The organism is Streptomyces sp. NPDC048185 (assembly GCF_043202495.1).
Classification (GTDB): Bacteria; Actinomycetota; Actinomycetes; order Streptomycetales; family Streptomycetaceae; genus Streptomyces.
In genome coordinates this window covers 236,439-255,610 of record NZ_JBIDAN010000010.1, presented here as the reverse complement: position 1 = coordinate 255,610, position 19,172 = coordinate 236,439, and the positions used below count along the sequence as shown (strand labels likewise).

16 protein-coding genes are annotated in these 19,172 nt (G+C 73.1%); 11 read left to right on the top strand and 5 right to left on the bottom strand.

Annotated elements, in window-relative coordinates; translation table 11 throughout:
- The first annotated feature begins 103 nt into the window (after positions 1-103).
- From ACGF3H_RS27475 to nudC, 3 genes are all read left to right on the top strand, one after another.
- Positions 104-3,685: an ATP-dependent DNA helicase gene (locus ACGF3H_RS27475; protein WP_362487221.1), complete on the top strand. Its 3,582-nt coding sequence runs from the start codon at positions 104-106 to the stop codon at positions 3,683-3,685.
- A gap of 10 nt (positions 3,686-3,695) precedes the next feature.
- Positions 3,696-5,108, top strand: a complete 1,413-nt coding sequence (locus ACGF3H_RS27470) for a dipeptidase (RefSeq protein WP_362486877.1) — start codon at positions 3,696-3,698, stop codon at positions 5,106-5,108.
- 159 nt (positions 5,109-5,267) lie between these two features.
- The gene (gene nudC / locus ACGF3H_RS27465) at positions 5,268-6,212 is read left to right on the top strand and encodes an NAD(+) diphosphatase (protein ID WP_362486875.1); all 945 of its coding nucleotides are present in this window, start codon (positions 5,268-5,270) and stop codon (positions 6,210-6,212) included.
- A 71-nt stretch (positions 6,213-6,283) separates the two neighbouring features.
- Here nudC and ACGF3H_RS27460 read toward each other — a convergent pair whose 3' ends face one another.
- Positions 6,284-6,526, bottom strand: coding sequence for a mycoredoxin (locus ACGF3H_RS27460; RefSeq protein ID WP_362486873.1), 243 nt, complete (start codon positions 6,524-6,526; stop codon positions 6,284-6,286).
- A gap of 166 nt (positions 6,527-6,692) precedes the next feature.
- Here ACGF3H_RS27460 and ACGF3H_RS27455 point away from each other — a divergent pair, with 166 nt between their 5' ends.
- From ACGF3H_RS27455 to ACGF3H_RS27440, 4 genes are all read left to right on the top strand, one after another.
- The gene (locus ACGF3H_RS27455) at positions 6,693-8,891 is read left to right on the top strand and encodes an ATP-dependent DNA helicase UvrD2 (RefSeq protein WP_362486872.1); all 2,199 of its coding nucleotides are present in this window, start codon (positions 6,693-6,695) and stop codon (positions 8,889-8,891) included.
- Positions 8,892-9,056: 165 nt separating this feature from the next.
- The gene (locus tag ACGF3H_RS27450; RefSeq protein WP_362486869.1) at positions 9,057-9,386 is read left to right on the top strand and encodes a hypothetical protein; all 330 of its coding nucleotides are present in this window, start codon (positions 9,057-9,059) and stop codon (positions 9,384-9,386) included.
- Between the two features lie 172 nt (positions 9,387-9,558).
- On the top strand, positions 9,559-9,927 hold the full coding sequence (locus tag ACGF3H_RS27445; RefSeq protein WP_161166992.1) for a WhiB family transcriptional regulator: 369 nt from the start codon (positions 9,559-9,561) through the stop codon (positions 9,925-9,927).
- Positions 9,924-10,247 carry a hypothetical protein gene (locus ACGF3H_RS27440; RefSeq protein WP_362486867.1) on the top strand — a complete coding sequence of 108 codons (324 nt, stop codon included), beginning with the start codon at positions 9,924-9,926 and terminating at the stop codon, positions 10,245-10,247. Before ACGF3H_RS27445 ends, ACGF3H_RS27440 begins: the two co-directional genes overlap by 4 nt.
- Before the next feature lie 107 nt (positions 10,248-10,354).
- Here ACGF3H_RS27440 and ACGF3H_RS27435 read toward each other — a convergent pair whose 3' ends face one another.
- Positions 10,355-11,761 carry an AarF/ABC1/UbiB kinase family protein gene (locus ACGF3H_RS27435; protein WP_362486865.1) on the bottom strand — a complete coding sequence of 469 codons (1,407 nt, stop codon included), beginning with the start codon at positions 11,759-11,761 and terminating at the stop codon, positions 10,355-10,357.
- A complete protein-coding gene (locus tag ACGF3H_RS27430) occupies positions 11,754-12,968 on the bottom strand; it encodes a TOMM precursor leader peptide-binding protein (RefSeq protein ID WP_362486863.1) in 1,215 nt (404 codons plus the stop codon). Before ACGF3H_RS27430 ends, ACGF3H_RS27435 begins: the two co-directional genes overlap by 8 nt.
- A 234-nt stretch (positions 12,969-13,202) precedes the next feature.
- Between ACGF3H_RS27430 and ACGF3H_RS27425 the strand changes: the two genes are divergently transcribed.
- From ACGF3H_RS27425 to ACGF3H_RS27410, 4 genes are all read left to right on the top strand, one after another.
- Positions 13,203-13,799 (top strand): M48 family metallopeptidase, encoded by a 597-nt coding sequence (locus ACGF3H_RS27425; RefSeq protein WP_362486861.1) that lies wholly within the window; start codon positions 13,203-13,205, stop codon positions 13,797-13,799.
- 134 nt (positions 13,800-13,933) lie between these two features.
- Positions 13,934-15,637, top strand: coding sequence for a TerD family protein (locus ACGF3H_RS27420; RefSeq protein ID WP_362486859.1), 1,704 nt, complete (start codon positions 13,934-13,936; stop codon positions 15,635-15,637).
- Positions 15,638-15,650: 13 nt separating this feature from the next.
- Positions 15,651-16,331, top strand: coding sequence for an AIM24 family protein (locus ACGF3H_RS27415; RefSeq protein WP_362486857.1), 681 nt, complete (start codon positions 15,651-15,653; stop codon positions 16,329-16,331).
- 14 nt (positions 16,332-16,345) lie between these two features.
- Complete coding sequence (locus ACGF3H_RS27410) at positions 16,346-17,101, top strand: AIM24 family protein (RefSeq protein WP_362486855.1); 756 nt, start codon at positions 16,346-16,348, stop codon at positions 17,099-17,101.
- Positions 17,102-17,162: 61 nt separating this feature from the next.
- Here ACGF3H_RS27410 and ACGF3H_RS27405 read toward each other — a convergent pair whose 3' ends face one another.
- Entirely contained in the window at positions 17,163-17,678 is a 516-nt protein-coding gene (locus ACGF3H_RS27405; protein ID WP_362486853.1) for an NUDIX hydrolase, read from the bottom strand.
- Positions 17,675-19,120 carry a zinc-dependent metalloprotease gene (locus ACGF3H_RS27400; RefSeq protein ID WP_362486851.1) on the bottom strand — a complete coding sequence of 482 codons (1,446 nt, stop codon included), beginning with the start codon at positions 19,118-19,120 and terminating at the stop codon, positions 17,675-17,677. The genes ACGF3H_RS27405 and ACGF3H_RS27400 overlap by 4 nt, the downstream gene beginning before the upstream one ends.
- Between the last annotated feature and the right edge of the window lie 52 nt (positions 19,121-19,172).

Here is a 19,172-nt window from a genome sequence, read left to right as displayed (position 1 = left end):
TGACGGTGTGACCAGTCGCACCACACGTGCTGACCTGCGCTTCTTCCTGCCCGCGAAGCGCATCCGGCATCCGCTGTCAGTGTCCGCCGCTAGCCTCTTCGACGTGCCCGCCCGTATCACCGATCCCGAGCAGCTCAAGGAGCTCCTCGGCATCCCCTTCACCCCGGAGCAGACGGCCTGCATCGTCGCGCCGCCCGCCCCGCAGGTGATCGTGGCCGGAGCCGGGTCGGGCAAGACGACGGTGATGGCGGCGCGCGTGGTGTGGCTGGTCGGCACCGGCCAGGTCGCCCCCGAGCAGGTGCTCGGCCTCACCTTCACCAACAAGGCGGCGGGCGAGCTCGCCGAACGCGTCCGCAAGGCCCTCGTCCGGGCCGGCGTCACCGACCCCGACGTCATCGACCCGGACGATCCGCCGGGCGAGCCGGTGATCTCCACGTACCACGCCTTCGCCGGCCGCCTGCTGACCGACCACGGCCTGCGTCTCGGCCTGGAGCCGACGTCCCGCCTGCTCGCCGACGCCACCCGCTACCAGCTGGCCGCGCGCGTGCTGCGTGAGGCGCCCGGGCCGTATCCGGCGCTCACCCGCTCCTTCGCCGACCTGGTCAGCGACCTCCTCGCACTCGACGCCGAACTCGCCGAACACCTCGTACGTCCCGAGGAGCTGCGCGCCTGGGACGCGGACCTCCTGACCACCCTCCAGGGCGCCAAGCTCTCCAACGCCGACCTGCGCAAGGTCCCCGAGGCCGCCGCCGCCCGCCGGGAACTCGCCGACCTGGTGATCCGCTACCGGGCCGCCAAACGCGAACGCGACCTCCTCGACTTCGGCGACCAGATCGCCCTGTCCGCCCAACTGGCCCGGCTCCCCGAGGTGGGCCGCGTCCTGCGCGACGACTTCCGGGTCGTGCTGCTCGACGAGTACCAGGACACCTCGGTGGCCCAGCGCATCCTCCTCGCCGGCCTGTTCGGCGGCGGCACCGGCCACCCCGTGACCGCGGTCGGCGACCCCTGCCAGGCGATCTACGGCTGGCGCGGCGCCTCCGTCGCCAACCTCGACGACTTCCCGGAGCACTTCGCGCACGCCGACGGCCGCCCCGCGACCCGCCAGACGCTCAGCGAGAACCGCCGCAGCGGCGGCCGTCTCCTCGACCTCGCCAACGGCCTCGCCGAACCCCTGCGCGCCATGCACGCGGGCGTGGAGGCCCTGCGCCCCGCACCCGGCGCCGAACGCGACGGCACGGTCCGCTGCGCCCTCCTGCGCACCCACGCCGAGGAGATCGACTGGCTCGCAGACTCCGTCGCCCACCTGGTCCGCACCGGCAAGGCGCCCGGCGAGATCGCCGTGCTGTGCCGCACGGCGACCGACTTCGCGACGATCCAGGGCGCGCTGGTGGCCCGCGACGTCCCCGTCGAGGTCGTGGGCCTGTCCGGGCTGCTGCACCTGCCCGAGGTGGCCGACCTGGTCGCGGTCTGCGAGGTCCTCCAGGACCCCGGCGCCAACGCCTCCCTGGTCCGCCTGCTCACCGGCCCGCGCTGGCGCATCGGCCCGCGCGACCTGGCCCTGCTGGGGCGCCGTGCCCGGCTGCTCGTGAGCCACGCGCGCGTGGACGGCGACGACGACCCCGACCGGCGTCTCGCCGAGGCCGTCGAGGGCGTCGACCCGTCCGAGGTGATCTCCCTCGCGGACGCCCTCGACACCTTCCTGGAGACGCCGCTGGACGGCACCGGCGACGACGACGGGCTGCCCTTCTCGCCGGACGCGCGCGTGCGCTTCGCCCGCCTGGCCACCGAGCTGCGCGACCTGCGCCGGGCCCTGTCCGACCCCCTGATGGACGTCCTGCACCGGGTCCTCGCCACCACCGGCCTGGAGGTCGAGCTGTCGGCGTCCCCGCACGCCCTCGCCGCCCGCCGCCGCGAGACCCTGTCGAACTTCCTGGACGTCGCCGCCTCCTTCGCCGCGAGCGACGGCGAGGCCACCCTGCTCGCCTTCCTCGGCTTCCTGCGCACCGCCGCCCAGTACGAGAAGGGCCTCGACAACGCCCTGCCCGGCGGCGAGAACACCGTCAAGGTGCTCACCGCGCACAAGTCCAAGGGCCTCGAGTGGGACGTCGTCGCCGTCCCGGGGCTGGTCACCGGCACCTTCCCCAGCGGGCAGGGCCGGGAGAAGTGGACCGCCCAGGGCAAGGTGCTGCCGCACGGACTGCGCGGCGACGCCGACACCCTGCCCGACGTCGCGTCCTGGGACTCACGAGGCCTGAAGGCCTTCCACGAGGACATGAAGGAGCACCAGCACACCGAGGAACTCCGGCTCGGTTACGTCACCTTCACCCGCCCCCGCTCCCTGCTTCTGGGCTCCGGCCACTGGTGGGGCCCCAGCCAGAAGAAGCCCCGCGGACCGTCCGCCTTCCTGCAGGCCCTGTACGACCACTGCGCCGCCGGGTACGGCGAGATCGAGGCATGGGCGGACGAGCCCGCCGAGGACGAGGAGAACCCCGCCCTCCTCGAGGACACCGCGGACCGGGCCTGGCCCCTGCCCCTGGACGACAGCGCCCTCGCCCTGCGCCGGTCCGCCGCCGAGACGGTCCTCGCCCACCTGGACGCCCTCTCCGCCCCGGCCGGCGGCCGGCCCGCCGCCGCGCACGACCCGGACGTCTACGACGACCCGGACTGGCCGCCGCCCCCCGAGGACGACGAGCCCCTCCCGGAGGACGACGAGCCCTTCCCGGAGGACGACGAGCCCTTCCCCGGGCACGACGAGCCCTTCCCCGGGCACGACGAGGACCCCGGCCTGCCGGAGGACTCCGCGGACTGGGACTCCTGGACGACCGACCGCCCCGCCGCGCGCCCGACGGTCCCGCACCAGGCGCCGCCCCCGCCGCAGCCACGCCGCACCGGCATCCCCCGACCCCAGGGGCAGCCGTCCGGTCCCACCCCCCGGGACACCGCCGCCTCCCGCCTCACGCCCGAGGAGGCCCGCACCGTCGCCTCCTGGGACCGCGACCTGGACGCCCTCGCCGGCGAGCTGCTGCGGGCCCGCCGGAGCGTCACCGAGGTGCCCCTCCCGGCGTCACTGACCGCCTCCCAGCTGCTGCGCCTGGCCGCCGACCCCGACGGCTTCGCCCAGGAGCTGGCCCGCCCCATGCCCCGCCCGCCCCAGCCGGCCGCCCGCCGCGGCACCCGCTTCCACGCCTGGGTCGAGTCCCGCTTCGAAGCACTGACCCTGCCCATGCTGGAGCCCGACGAGCTGCCCGGCGGCGAGGCCGAGATCGCCGACGAACGCGACCTGGAGTTCCTCAAGGACGCCTTCGAACGCACGGGGTACGCGCACCGCACCCCGTACCGCGTCGAGACGCCCTTCCAGCTCACGCTCGCCGGACGCGTCGTCCGCGGCCGCATCGACGCCGTCTACAAGCAGGGCGAGGGACCGGCGGCGACGTACGAGATCGTCGACTGGAAGACCAGCCGCGACGGCACCGCCGACCCGCTCCAGCTCGCCGTGTACCGCCTCGCCTGGGCCGAGCAGCAGCGGGTGCCGCTGGAATCCGTCACGGCCACCTTCCTGTACGTACGCAGCGGCGAGGCCGTGCGGCCCGACGGCCTGCCGGACCGTGCCGCACTGGAGCGCCTGCTGCTCGGCGAGCCGGTCGGTGACGAACCGCACGATCAGGGTGCCCGCGCGGGCCGATAGGCTCGTGAGCATGAGCCACACCGTTGACAATGCCGTCAGCGCCGTCCGTACGTACATCGAGCACCACCGCGCCACCTTCCTCGACGACCTCGCCGAGTGGCTGCGCATCCCGTCCGTGTCGGCCCAGCCCGACCACGCGACCGACGTACGCCGCAGCGCCGACTGGCTCGCCGCCAAGCTGAAGGAGACCGGCTTCCCGACCGCCGAGGTCTGGCCCACCGCGGGCGCCCCGGCCGTCTTCGCCGAGTGGCCCTCCGGCGACGCCGCGGCACCGACGGTCCTCGTCTACGGCCACCACGACGTGCAGCCGGCGGCCCGCGAGGACGGCTGGCACAGCGACCCCTTCGAGCCCGTCGTCCGCGACGGCCGCCTCTACGCGCGCGGGGCGGCCGACGACAAGGGCCAGGTGTTCTTCCACACACTCGGCGTCCGCGCCCACCTCGCCGCCACCGGCCGCACCGCACCGGCGGTCAACCTCAAGCTGCTGATCGAGGGCGAGGAGGAGTCCGGCTCCCCGCACTTCCGAGCGCTCGTCGAGGAACACGCCGAGCGGCTCGCCGCCGACGCGGTGATCGTCTCCGACACCGGCATGTGGTCCGAGGACACCCCCACGGTCTGCACCGGCATGCGCGGCCTCGCCGAGTGCGAGATCCGCCTGCACGGACCCGACCAGGACATCCACTCGGGCTCCTTCGGCGGCGCGGTCCCCAACCCGGCCACGGCCGCCGCCCGCCTGGTGGCCGCCCTCCACGACGACCGGGCGCGCGTAGCGGTCCCCGGCTTCTACGACGGCGTGATCGAACTCACCGCGCGCGAACGCGAGCTCTTCGCCGAGCTTCCCTTCGACGAGCACCAGTGGCTGCGCACGGCCAAGTCGTACGCCGCCCACGGCGAGGCCGGCCACACCACCCTGGAGCGCATCTGGGCCCGTCCCACCGCCGAGGTCAACGGCATCGCCGGCGGTTACCAGGGCCCCGGCAGCAAGACGATCATCCCGTCGTCCGCCATGGTGAAGCTCTCCTTCCGCCTGGTCGCCGGCCAGGACCCCGACCACATCGAGAAGGCGGTCCGCGCCTGGGCCGCCGAGCAGGTGCCGGCCGGTATCCGCTGCGAGATCACCTTCGGATCCGCCACGCGCCCGTGCCTGACACCGCTGGACCACCCGGCGCTCACGTCCGTGGCCCGCGCCATGGGCCGCGCCTTCGAGAAGCCGGTCCGCTTCACCCGCGAAGGCGGCTCCGGACCGGCCGCCGACCTCCAGGAGGTCCTCGGCGCACCGGTGCTCTTCCTCGGCATCTCCGTCCCGTCCGACGGCTGGCACGCCCCCGACGAGAAGGTCGAGCTCGACCTGCTCCTCAAGGGCGTCGAGACATCCGCCCACCTGTGGGGCGACCTGGCGGAGCACTGGCGCCACGCACCCTGAGCCCCCGTTCGGCCCGGATCCGGACCGGCATCGCGCGCGGCACACTGAAAGGGCCGCCCCGCACCGCCGATCCCTCCCGGGCCCGGTCGCCACCCGCCGTACGACCCGCTGAACCGCCTGCCGAACCACAACCGCTCACCGGGGGAGTTGGAAGCACCCGTGACCACCTGGACCGACCACACCGCCGACCGTCCCATCTCGCTCACCGCCCCGAACGGCGTCGACCGAGCCGCCCACCACCGGCTCGACGAGGCCTGGCTCGCGGCGGCGTGGAGCCACCCCTCGACGCGCTGCTTCGTGGTCTCCGGCGGTCAGGTCCTCATCGACGAGGCACCCGACGGACACACCGAACTGGTCATGACCCCGTCCTTCGAGGCCCCGCTCACCGAGGCGCACCGGTACTTCCTGGGCACCGACGAGGACGGCGTCAGCTACTTCGCCCTCCAGAAGGACTCCCTGCCCGGCCGCATGGACCAGTCCGCGCGCCCCGCGGGGCTGCGCGAGGCCGGCCTGCTCCTGTCGCCCCGCGACTCGGGCCTGATGGTCCACGCGGTCGCCCTGGAGAACTGGCAGCGCCTGCACCGGTTCTGCTCCCGCTGCGGCGAGCGCACCGTCATCGCGGCGGCCGGCCACATCCGCCGCTGCCCCGCCTGCGGCGCCGAGCACTATCCGCGTACCGACCCCGCCGTGATCATGGCCGTCATCGACGCGGACGACCGCATCCTGCTCGGCCGCCAGGTCCACTGGCCCGAGGGCCGCTTCTCGACGCTCGCCGGTTTCGTGGAGCCCGGGGAGTCCATCGAGCAGTCGGTGCGCCGCGAGGTCCACGAGGAGGTCGGCATCGCCGTCGGCCCCGTCGAGTACGTCGCCAGCCAGCCCTGGCCCTTCCCGTCCAGCCTCATGCTGGGCTTCATGGCCCGCGCCACCTCGACGGAGATCGACGTCGACGGCGACGAGATCCACGAGGCCCGCTGGTTCTCCCGCGACGAGCTGGGCGCCGCCTTCGAGTCCGGCGAGGTGCTCCCGCCCTACGGCATCTCGATCGCGGCCCGCCTGATCGAACTCTGGTACGGCAAGCCGCTGCCGACCCGCAGCTTCGTCTGACGCCACGGAACACGACGGAAGGGGCGGCTCCCCCGCGGGGGAGCCGCCCCTTCCGTCACACACCGAGCCGCTCAGGCGCCGATCTTCTGCTTCACCTGCGCCAGCGACGGGTTCGTCAGCGTCGAGCCGTCGGCGAAGAGCACGGTGGGAACCGTCTGGTTTCCGCCATTCGCCTTCTCCACGAACGCGGCGGAATCCGGGTCCTGCTCGATGTTGATCTCGGTGTACGCGATGCCCTCGCGGTCCATCTGGCTCTTCAGCCGACGGCAGTAGCCGCACCACGTGGTGCTGTACATCGTCACAGTGCCCGGCATGTCTCTCGCGCTCCTTCGGCGGCTCGGGGATGAGGTCGCAGGAGGGGAACGTCCGTGGCGGCGCCACCATTCCCGGCACGTGACGCCGGTCGCACCAGTACGACCATCAGCCCGTGCCTGTGGACAACCGACGCACCCGTCTCCCCCGACCTGGCAGCATGGCGGTGTGACAGCAGCAACGCACTCCACCCTTTTCCCGCAGGTACCGGACTCGGCCGACGCGGTGCTCGAAGGGCTCGACCCCGAGCAGCGCGAGGTGGCCACCGCCCTGCGCGGTCCGGTGTGCGTGCTGGCCGGCGCCGGTACCGGCAAGACCCGGGCGATCACCCACCGCATCGCCTACGGGGTGCGTGCCGGGATCCTCCAGCCGTCCAGCGTGCTCGCCGTCACCTTCACCAACCGCGCCGCCGGAGAGATGCGCGGCCGGCTGCGCCAGCTCGGCGCGGCCGGTGTCCAGGCCCGCACCTTCCACTCGGCGGCGCTGCGCCAGCTCCAGTACTTCTGGCCGAAAGCGATCGGTGGCTCCCTGCCCCGGCTCGTCGACCGCAAGATCCAGCTCGTCGCCGACGCGGCCGCCGCCTGCCGGCTGCGACTCGACCGGGGCGAGCTGCGCGACGTCACCGCCGAGATCGAGTGGGCGAAGGTCACCCAGACCGTTCCCGCCGACTACGCCCCCGCCGCGGCCAAGGCCGGCCGCGAGACGCCCCGCGACGCCGCGGAGATCGCCCAGCTGTACTCCGCGTACGAGGACCTCAAGCGAGGGCGCGGCGTCATCGACTTCGAGGACGTGCTGCTGCTCACGGTGGCCGTTCTACAGGACCGGCACGACGTCGCCGAGCAGGTCCGCGCCCAGTACCAGCACTTCGTGGTCGACGAGTACCAGGACGTCAGCCCCCTCCAGCAGCGTCTGCTGGAGCTGTGGCTCGGCGACCGCGACGACGTGTGCGTGGTCGGGGACGCCAGCCAGACGATCTACTCGTTCACGGGAGCAACGCCCGACCACCTGCTCGACTTCCGCAGCCGCCACCCCGGCGCCACCGTCGTCAAGCTGGTCCGCGACTACCGCTCCACCCCCCAGGTCGTCCACCTCGCCAACGGTCTGCTCGCCCAGGCCCGCGGCCGGGCCGCCGACCACCGTCTGGAGCTGGTCTCCCAGCGCCCCGCGGGCCCCGAGCCCGTCTACACCGAGTACACCGACGAGCCGGCCGAGGCCGAGGGAGCGGCCCGCCGCATCCGCGAGCTCGTCGACTCGGGGGTCCCCGCCGCCGAGATCGCGGTCCTGTTCCGCACGAACTCCCAGTCCGAGACCTACGAACAGGCGCTCGCCGACGCCGGCGTCCCCTACCAGCTGCGCGGCGCGGAACGCTTCTTCGACCGCCCCGAGGTGCGCAAGGCCGGCAGCGCCCTGCGGGCCGCCGCGCGCTTCGGCGGCAACGACCGCCTCCTCGACGACGCCGTCGACCTGCCCTCGCAGGTGCGCGCCGTGCTGTCGGGGGAGGGCTGGACGCCCCAGCCCCCGGCGGGGTCCGGGGCCGTCCGGGAGCGCTGGGAGTCGCTGGCCGCCCTGGTCTCCCTCGCCCAGGACTTCGCCGCCGCCCGGCCGGGCGCCACCCTGGGCGACCTCGTCGCGGAACTGGACGAGCGGGCCGGCGCACAGCACCCGCCGACCGTCCAGGGCGTCACCCTCGCCTCGCTGCACTCCGCCAAGGGCCTGGAGTGGGACGTCGTCTTCCTGGTGGGCGTCGCCGAGGGCATGATGCCGATCACCTACGCAAAGACCGACGAGCAGATCGAGGAGGAACGCCGCCTCCTCTACGTCGGCGTCACCCGCGCCCGCGAGCGCCTGCACGTCTCCTGGGCGCTCGCCCGCTCGCCCGGCGGCCGCCCGAACCGCCGCGCCAGCCGCTTCCTCAAGGGTCTGCGGCCGGGTTCGGCCCCGACAGGCGCCCGCACGTCGGCCGGTGGTCCCGGCGGTGTGGAGCGCGGCTTCGGACGCGGCCCCACGGCCGCCCCGCCGCGGCGGACGCAGCGGACCCCGGCCCGCTGCCGCGTCTGCGGCCGGACCCTCACCGAGGCCGGTGAGATGAAGCTGATGCGCTGCGAGGACTGCCCGTCCGACATGGACGAGGGCCTCTACGAGCGGTTGCGCGAGTGGCGGGCGGTCCAGGCGGGGCGCAGCGGGCAGCCCGCGTTCTGCGTGTTCACCGACAAGACCCTGATGGCGATCGCCGAGTCCGTGCCGGAGGACGAGCACGAGCTGGCGAGGATCCCGGGGGTCGGCGCACGCAAGTTCCGCCGGTACGGGGCCGATGTTCTGGCCATCTGCGCAGGCCAAGACGTTGCCGGGCTTGACGACGGCGACTGATCCCAACTCGTCGAAAAAATAGTTTGCGCATGCCCCGGGAATCCCCATAGGTTCTTGGTCACGGGGAACAGCGGCCTTCCCGGAGGCCCTGGATCCGTGTTGTACTTGCATATCCGTGGACCGGTTCGCACCGGTCTCCCGAGACGCCGAGAGGAGGCGAGTCCAGTGATCAGCATCAACGTCAGCACCACCGCCGGTTCCACCGCCAAACTGACCGATCGCTCGGCCGTCTCCCTGCGCACGCTCGGCGTCTCCAACCCGGGCACCGGTCTGTCCGGCATTCGTGCCGCGCGTCCGGCTGCCTCCCTTGCTCCCGCGGGCCTTCCCGTCCGTGAGCGCAATGAGCGACCGACCAAGGCACTGGAAGCAGCAGTAGAGGCGCAGGCCCATGCCTATGCCTTTACGGCGACCGGTGCCGGATTCCGGAAGCAGACGACGCAGCACCACCTGATGTGGGCCTTCCGTGGGCCAGAACCCTGGAGTGATCCAGCCTGATCTCGATCAGGCCGGCGCCTTCAGGGCCGCGGAACCCCACCCGGGATCCGCGGCCCTTCTGTTTTCCCCGAACGGGGACGACAGCACGAAGGAGCCTCGGGACAAGAAAAGAACCCGGTACCCAGCCGCACCCGGCCGACCGGCCGGAACGACCAGACGAGGAAGACCAACCGTGCAACTCGAAGCGCACGCCCCGTCCGTACCGCCTTCCGACACGATCCCCAAGCCCGGCCTCACGGAGGACCCCACCTTGACCCCGCTCACCGCGCTCACCGCGCTCGACGACGCCATCGAGAACCTCGGCGTGCCCGTCCCCTGCCGTTCCTACGACCCGGAGGTCTTCTTCGCGGAGTCCCCGGCGGACGTCGAGTACGCCAAGTCCCTCTGCCGCACCTGCCCGCTGATCGAGGCCTGCCTCGCCGGCGCCAAGGAGCGGCGTGAGCCCTGGGGCGTCTGGGGTGGCGAGCTGTTCGTCCAGGGTGTCGTCGTCGCCCGGAAGCGGCCCCGTGGTCGCCCGCGCAAGAACCCGGTCACAGCATGAACATCACCGGAACGATCGACCGCCCCCTCACGCACGACCCCAAGAAGCAGGCCCCGATGAAGCCGTCCACCGACGAGATCGCAGGCACCACGCCTGAAGACTTCACCACCAGCGGCGCGAAGGACTCGCGTCAGAACAGGACCCGCGAGATGCAACTCATCCCAGAAGCCCTGGCACGTGCGCATATGCACGACCGCCTGCACGGCGCCGAGCAGGAACGCCGGGCCATGCGCCTGGTGACCGCTCGCCGGATGCAGCGGCGGGCCGAGCGCGCCTCGCTGCGCGCCCGGCGCGCGCTCGCCATGGCGGTCATGCAGTAACCGACCACACCCGAAGCGGTGGCCTCCGTCCAGGAGGCGAAGCCTTCCCCGTGGGGGCCGGTCCGTCCGAACGGACCGGCCCCCACGGCGTGTTCAGCCCCGGCGGCTCACGCCTCCGCCGCCTCCTCCACCTCGTCCGTCTGCTCCTCGTACTCGGCGTCGGCTCCGCTCTCGCCGTCGTCCTCGGGGACGAAACCCACGAGCCAGTCCTCCAGCTCCTCACGCAGGCGCACCGTCGCGCCCAGCTGGCACAGCACCCCGATGGTGCTGAGGGTCACCCGGTGGATCAGCAGGTAGGCCGGGGGCAGGTTGAGCTGCTTGGCCAGCTGGTAGGCGGGGGAGCGGGGATCGGCGATCCTGGCCGCCTGGCTGCGCATCCAGCCGCGGGTGAAGGTGAACTCGTCGACCCGGGCCGGCTCGATGATCGGCAGGAGGTAGTCGAGGACGGCGTCGGGGTCGAGCTCTATCGACTCCTTGACGAAGCCCTCCGCGCAGAGCATCTCGTAGACGGCCTCGGCCTCGCCGTCCAGCGTCATGCGCAGCGCCGCGCCGATCGGTTCCGGCAGCCCGCCCGGGAGGCGGTCGACCGTGCCGAAGTCCAGAACGCCCAGCCGCCAGTCGTCGTCGCCCTCCGGCCCGCCGGGCAGCAGCCGGAAGTTGCCCGGGTGCGGGTCGGCGTGCAGGAGGCCGGTGCGGGCCGGACCGGAGAACAGGAAGTGGGCCAGGAGCTGGCCGGCCCGGTCCCGCTGCTCCGGCGTGCCGTCCGCGATGATCTCCGACATCGGGATGCCGTCGATCCACTCGGTGATCAGGACCTGCTCGCACTCGTGGACCACGTCCGGCACCACGATGTCCGGGTCGCCCGCGAACTCCTCGGCGTGGGCCCGCTGGGCCTGGGCCTCCAGGTCGTAGTCCAGCTCCTCGGAGACCCGGTCCTTCAACTCCGTGATCAGCGGCTTGATGTCCATGCCGGGCACGAGCGGGCCGAGAAGACGGGCGAAGCGGCTGAGCTGGTTCAGGTCGGACAGCAGGGCCTCGCCGGCGCCCGGGTACTGCACCTTGACCGCCACCTCGCGGCCGTCGTGCCACACCGCCCGGTGCACCTGCCCGATCGAGGCCGCCGCGGCGGGCTTGTCCTCGAACTCCAGGAACAGGTCGGACCAGTCCTCGCCGAGCCGCTGCGCGAGCACGGAGTGCACCGTGCGCGTCGGCATCGGGGGAGCGGCCTCCTGCAGCTTGGTCAGCGCGGCCCGATAGGGACCGGCGACCTCCTCCGGCAGCGCCGACTCGAACACGGACAGGGCCTGCCCGAACTTCATCGCGCCGCCCTTGAGCTCGCCGAGCACCTTGAACAGCTGTTCCGCCGTGCGCTGCTGGAGCTGCTGGCCGACGATCTCCGCGGACTCGCCCACGATCCGCTTGCCGAGTCCCCAGGTCGCCCGCCCGGCGAAGCCGAGCGGGAGCGCGGCGAGCTTGGCGGTCCGGGTGACCGCCTTCCGGGGAAGATCAGACATGCGCCCTCCAAGTCCCAGCCGGCCGCGCCGCGGCTGCCTCACGGCGGGCTTCGGCTGACGGCCATTGCCCAGCCATTGTCGCGCGCCCGCCCCCGTTCCCGGAGGTGTGTTCTCGCTTACCTTTCCGGGCGGCTCCGCAGGGGCACGCCGGGTGCGGCCGGACCGGTCGCGCACGCCACCGCAGAGCGGGCAGCGAGACTTCCCAGCGCGCGTCGGCGCTGGAGGGGGTCCGGCCGTCGAGGAAGGCGAGGGCGTGGGCCGCCGCCAGCCCGGCCACGGTCGTGGCCAGTGTCACATCGCAGGCGGGCACCTGACGCTGCCGGCCGGAGCGCCACTGGGCGACCAGTCGTGGCCAGGTGGGGTCGCGGTCGGTGCGGTGCGCGTGCAGGCAGCCGGCGCAGCCCGTCTCGCCGGGCAGGACGAGGGGGCCGACGACGCCCGTTCCCTCCACGACTCCCGCGTACAGGTGGGGTGTGCCCGAGGCCATGAGGGAGTCGGCGTGCGCCGGATCAGGTGCGTGCGTCGCGACGTCGTCGCGCGGGGCGAGGACCACCAGGGAGAAGCCCGGACCGCCGTCCTCGGGCGGGGACGTGGGGACCCGGCGCGGCGGCCGGTCCGGGGCGGACCGTCGCACGGCCCGCCGGGACGCCTCGTCCCGGCGGTCGCCGACGGCCTCGGCGGGCAGCCCGCCCGGCGCGACGTCCCACGGCTCGACGCGTCCGATGTCCCGCACGTCGACCTCGCCGGCGCCGGCTCCCGACAGCAGGCAGGCCAGCACCGCGCCCACCCGGCCCGCGCCCCGCACCCGCACCCGCATCGCGCGGCGGGCGGCCAGGTGCCGCATCGCGTCCCCCGGCCGGGAGGTCGTCAGGGACAGGGACGCGAGGTCGGGACGGAGCCGGTCGAGGACCTCCTTCTTCTCCCGCAGCGCGTCGGCGGCGGGCCCGCCGCCCCGGGAGTCGTCGAGCAGCCCGGCCCCCGCCAGTCGTTCCACCAGCCGGTCGACATGGCCGTCTGGCAGGTCCATGCGGTGCCCTTCCTCGCGCAGCAGCGCCGGCCCGCGGGTGCCGTTGAGCAGGTCGAGGAAGCTGCCCGTCGCCGTGTCCACCGGGCGGAGCGTGAGCGCGTGCGCCGGCGTCATCCCGAACTGGACGGTGTCGAGATCGCGCCAGCCGCGCCTGAGCGCGGGCTTCACCATCGGATGCATGACAGAACCCCCGTGAGTCCTCGAACGTCCCCGTGCGCCGGCGGTGACCGGACGTGAAGCGGCTGTGCGGTCGGTCACACGTCCGCCGGCGACTGCCAGCATGCCCGGACTCGCCGCGGGGCGCCGAAAGTTGTCCACAGGCGGTGGATGATTGTCGTACGAGCTGTCGTACGGATCGGCGCGGAACCGTCCCGGAGCCGGGACTTCCCCGTGTGCAGCGGGTAACGTCGGGGCGTGTCCGCCGACCCACTGCACCGCGCCGGAGCGCCCCAGCGCCCGCCGACGAGTCCGCCGCCGAGCGGCACGGGGGCGAGCGCGATCGAGGTTCGCCGGAGCACCCGCCGACGCCGGACGGTCTCCGCCTACCGCGAGGGCGATCGCACCGTCGTGCTCATTCCCGCCCGGATGTCCGAGGCGGAGGAACGACGCTGGGTGAGCGTCATGCTGGACAAGCTGGCCGCCCAGGAGAGCAAGCGCGTCCTCGGCGACACCGAGCTGGCCGAGCGCGCCCGACGGCTGTCGGCCCAGTACTTCGACGGCCGGGCCCGGCCCGCCTCGGTGCGCTGGGTCACCAACCAGAACACGCGGTGGGGCTCGTGCACGCCCGCCGAGGGCAGCATCCGCCTGTCGCACCGCCTCCAGGGCATGCCGGAGTACGTCGTCGACTACGTACTCCTCCACGAGCTGGCGCATCTGCTCGTCCCCGGGCACGGGCCCCGCTTCTGGCGGCTGCTGGAGGCGTACCCGCGGACCGAGCGGGCCCGCGGGTACCTCGAAGGCGTGGTCGCCGCCGACCGGCTGCCGCACGTGCCCGGCGCCAGGAGCGAGTGACCCGGCCGCGGAAGGCGTCCGGCACGGGCGCGCGGGGGTTCTGTACCGGCTCTGTACCGACATCGTCCGGTGTCAGGGTTTGCCGTTAGCCTGACGCGACGCACTCGCATTCGGATGGGGGACGGTCGTAACGCATGGCCAGGGAATTCCAACGCGGCCACAAGGCCAGGATCAGTGACCTCACCGCGGGCACGGATCTGTACGTAGGCGTGCAGATCTCCGCCCCCGGTCTGACCTTCGACATCAGCTGCTTCGGGCTCGACGCCGACGAACGGCTCTCCGACGACCGGTACTTCGTCTTCTTCAACCAGCCGAAGACCCCCGAGGAGTCCATCCAGCTCCTGGGTGCGCAGGCGGGTGACACGGAGTCCTTCCGGGTCACCCTGGACAGGATCCCGCCGCAGATCCAGAAGCTGTCGTTCACGGCGACGATCGACGGCGCCGGGCAGATGTCGCAGGTCGGCCCCGGTTACATCCGGATCGTCGCGGGCGGCGAGGAGGTGGCCCGGTATCCGTTCAGCGGGTCGGAGTTCTCCACCGAGCGCGCGGTGATGCTGGGCGACTTCTATCTGAAGGACGTCTGGCGCTTCGCCGCCGTCGGGCAGGGCTTCGACGGCGGGCTCGAGGCGCTGCTGAGGAACTTCGGCGGCGAGGTGGCCGAGGACGAGGCGCCCGCGCCGCAGCAGGCGCAGCAGCCGCAGGCCGGTGCCGCCCCGGGCTTCGCCCCGCCCGCCCAGGCATCGGCACCCCCGGCCTTCGGCGCCCCCGCCGCCCCCGCACCCGCCCCGGCCCCCGCGCCCGCCCCGGCCCCCGCGCCCGCCCCGGCTCCCGCCCCCGCCCCGCAGGGCTTCGCGCCGCCGCCCGGAGCCACGCCGCCCCCGGCGCCCGTCCCCAACGTGCACGCGGCGCCGACCATCGTCGCGCCCCTGCACACCCCGCCCGGCGGCTCCCAGGTGCCGCCCCCGGCTCCGGCACCCGCGCCCTACGGACAGCCCGGTCAGCAGCAGCCCTACGGACAGGTCCCCGGCCAGACCGCCCCGCCGCCGCCCGGTTACCCCCAGGCCCCCCAGTCCCCGCCCCCGCCGCCCGGCTACGGTCAGCCGACCCCGCCCCCCGGCTACGGGCAGCAGGCGCCCTACGGTGCACCCCAGGCCATGCCCCAGGGCGCCCCGCAGGGCCCGGGTGTGGCCGCCGCGCTCCAGCAGTTCCGCGAGACGGCGACCGGGCAGCGCTGGACCCAGCAGAACAAGAAGCTGGTCCGCGTCGACCTCGGCGCCGAAGGGCAGCCGGTCCTCGCCCGGCAGGGCAGCATGGTGCTCTACCAGGGCAAGGTCGACTTCAGCTACAAGGGCGCCGGATTCGCCGGCCGCGTCGTGGGCAACGCGACCGGCCAGGAGATGCAGCTGATGCGCTGCTCCGGCAAGGGACAGGTGTTCCTCGCCGACAACTCCGCGATGCTGCACCCCATCGAGCTCCAGGGCGACGCCCTGTGCGTCTCCGCCGAGAACGTCCTCGCCTTCGACGAGAGCCTCCAGTACGAGGTCCGCCGCATCGAGGGGCACGGCATCCCCGGCGGCGCGCTGTTCACGATGCAGTTCCAGGGCACCGGCACGATCGTCGTCAAGACCCACGGCGTGCCCGTGGTGCTGCCGGTCACGCCCACGACGTTCGCCGACTGCAACGCCGTCGTCGCCTGGTCCGCCGCCGCCCAGGTCGTCGTCTCCAGCCAGGTCCGGATGCGCCGCAACTCCTACGCCGGCGACACGGGCGAGAGCGTCAACCTGCAGTTCCGGGCCGCGCCCGGCAGCTTCGTCGTCGTCCAGCCGTACGAGATCTGAGGGAGAGCCCGACATGAACCAGCCGCTCGCGGGCTACGCCCCCGCACCGGTCACCGCCCGCATGGAGAACCACGGCAATCACATGCTGAAGGTCGCCATGCAGACCGGGCACGACCTCTTCGCGCGCGTGGGCTCGATGGTCGCCTACGAAGGCTTCGTCCAGTACGAGCCCAACCCGCCGGCCGTGCGCCAGATCGCCAAGGACTGGATGACCGGCGAGGGCGCGCCCCTGATGAAGTGCTCCGGCGACGGACTGCTCTACCTCGCCGACTACGGCGCCAACGTCGTCGTGATCAACCTCAACGGTGACGGGATCAGCGTCAACGCCACCAACCTGCTCGCCTTCGACGCCCACCTCAGCTGGGGCGTGGAGCGGGTCAAGGGACTGGCGAAGTTCGCCGGCCAGGGCCTGTGGAACACCAGGATCTCCGGACAGGGCTGGGTCGCGCTCACCTCCCGGGGCAAGCCGATCGTCGTCGACTGCGGCGGCGGCGAGGACGAGACCTACGTCGACCCGGACGCGCTCGTCGCCTGGTCCCCGAACCTCAAGGTGAAGGGCAAGCGCAGCTTCAAGGCGCAGTCGCTGATCGGCCGTGGCAGCGGCGAGGCCTACCAGATGGCCTTCTCCGGTCAGGGCATCGTCGTCGTCCAGCCCAGCGAGGACAGCACCGACCGCCTCCGGGTCCGGGGCTGAGGGGGAACCAGAACATGCAGAGCCCGCTTTTCGCCTACAACGACCAGCAGACCCAGGAACGCTGGAGCCTGCAGAACAAGCACATGCTCCGCGTCGCCCTCGAGGGCCACGACGACGTGCTCGCCCGCAAGGGCACGATGGTCGCCTACCAGGGCCTCGTCGAGTTCGACGCCGAGTACCGGAGCGGCAACCAGTCGCGCGCGCGTGCGCACACCGGCGAGGGCCTGGACCTGATGCGCTGCCACGGGCAGGGCACGGTCTACTTCGCCAACCTCGCCCAGTACATCCACGTGATGGAGGTCGAGCAGGACGGTCTCACCGTGGACAGCGGCTACGTCCTGGCCATGGACTCGTCGCTGCACCACGAGGTCATCGCCGTCGACAGCCTGTACGGCATCTCCGGCTCGGGGAAGTACCAGCTCAACATCACCGGCCGGGGCAGGGTCGCGCTGATGACCTCCGGCGCCCCGCTGCTGATGCAGGTGACGCCCGACAAGTACGTCAACTGCGACGCCGACGCGATCGTCGCCTGGTCCACCGGTCTGCGCGTGCAGATGCAGGCCCAGACGCACTCCTCCGGGGTGTGGCGGCGCCGCGGGAACACCGGCGAGGGGTGGGAGCTCAGCTTCATGGGCAGCGGTTTCGCGCTCGTGCAGCCCAGCGAGCTGCTGCCGCCGCAGAACGCCCAGATCGGCTCCGGCCTCGCCGCCCAGTACGGCATGGGCCAGCAGGGAGCGCGCGGGCAGAACCAGGGCAACGTCTGGAGCTGAACGCCGGGCCGCGGGCGCGGTCCGCCGAGGGGTGACCGCCGACGCGGTCACCCCTCACCGGTCACAGGCGGGCCCGGGTCGCCTCCACCAGCCGTACGACCGAGTCGTCGGCCACGGCCGCGACCTCGCCGTACGGGAACCAGCGCAGGTCGAGGGACTCGTCGCTGATCGCCTCCACGGCACCCTCGGGCGCCACCGCCGCGTACTGGACGTCCAGGTGCCAGGCGCACGGCGTGTGGTGGCGGTCCAGCCGCACGGGACCGCCGGGCAGCAGGGTCAGCCCGGCGATGCCCGACTCCTCCGTGCCCTCGCGCAGCGCCGCGCGCGCCAGCGCCTCGTCGACCGGCTCGCAGTGGCCGCCCATCTGGAGCCACATCCGCAGCTTCTTGTGCAGGGTGAGCAGCACCCGCTCGCGCGAGGGGTCGATCACCAGCGCGCTCGCCGTGACGTGCCCGTCCGCGCACGCCTTCCACATGCCGTCCGGATGCGCCGCCAGGTGGTCCAGGTAGACCTGACGCAGCTCGTCCTGGCCCTCGTGGTCCTTGAGGACCAGGACCGCGTCGTCGTGGAGGCTCACTCGGCGCCGTCGCCCTTGCCGTCGGCCTCGTCCTGACCCTTCTCATCCTTCTTCTTCAGGTCGGTCCGGCCCGCGGCCTCGCCGAGCATCTTGTCCAGCTCGGAGAAGTCCAGCTGCTCGCGGTGCACGAAACCGTCCGGGTCGTCCAGGTCGGTGGCGGTCGGCAGCATGTCCGGGTGGGCCCACAGGGCGTCCCGGCCGTCGACACCGCGCGCGTCCGTCACGGACGCCCACAGACGCGAGGCGTCACGGAGGCGGCGCGGGCGCAGCTCCAGGCCGATCAGCGTGGCGAACGTCTGCTCCGCCGGACCGCCCGAGGCGCGCCGGCGGCGCAGCGTCTCGCGCAGCGCGTCCGCGGAGGACAGGCGCGGCTTGGCGGCGGCGTGCACCACCGCGTCCACCCAGCCCTCGACCAGCGCCAGAGCCGTCTCCAGACGGGCCAGGGCGGCCTTCTGCTCCGGGGTGTCCTCCGGCTGGAACATGCCCTGCTGGAGTGCCTCCTGCAGCTGCTCGGGATTCTGCGGGTCGAACTGGCCGACCACGTCCTCGAGCTTGGCCGTGTCGACCTTGATCCCGCGGGCGTAGCCGTCGACCGCGCCGAACAGATGCGAGCGCAGCCACGGCACGTGCGCGAACAGGCGCTGGTGGGCGGCCTCGCGCAGGGCGAGATACAGCCGCACCTCCTCCTGCGGGACGCCCAGGTCCTTGCCGAACGCCTCGATGTTCACCGGCAGCAGCGCGGCCTTGCCGGCCGGGCCCAGCGGCAGACCCACGTCGGTCGAGCCCACGACCTCGCCGGCGAGCACGCCGACGGCCTGACCGATCTGGGTGCCGAACATGGCACCGCCCATGGAACGCATCATGCCGATCAGCGGGCCGGCCATGGCCTGCATCTCCTCGGGCAGCACGTCGCCCATGGCGGTGCCGACCCGCTCGGCGACCGGGTCGACGAGCTCACGCCAGGCGGGGAGGGTCGCCTCGACCCACTCCGCGCGGCTCCAGGCCACCGCGGAGCCCGCGCCGGAGGGCAGCGCGGTCGCGTCGTCCAGCCACAGGTCGGCCAGGCGGACGGCCTCCTGGACGGCGCTGCGCTCGGTGGGGCCGACGCTCGCGTCCTTCGTGCCGTCCGGGGTGCCCTGGGCGACCGTCTGGCGGGCGATCTGCTTGGCCATGTCCCAGTTCACCGGGCCGCCCTCGTAGGAGAGCATCTGGCCCAGCTGCTGGAAGGCGGCGCCCAGGTCGGTGGGGTTCATGGAACCGAACATGGCGGCGAACGGGTTGTCCGCACCGGGGCCACCGAGGCCACCGGCCCCGGGCAGCCCGAAACCGAACGGGTTGGCCGGTCCCTGACCACCGCCGCTCTGCTGGTCCTTCTTCTTGCCTTCGTCGCCGTCGTCCGGCTCCTCCGGCGGAAGGCCGAATCCGAATGGGGTGTCACTCACGGGGTTCCTCGGCTGGTAGGGCCACCGGTTCTTTCCGGCGGCACGGCTGCCC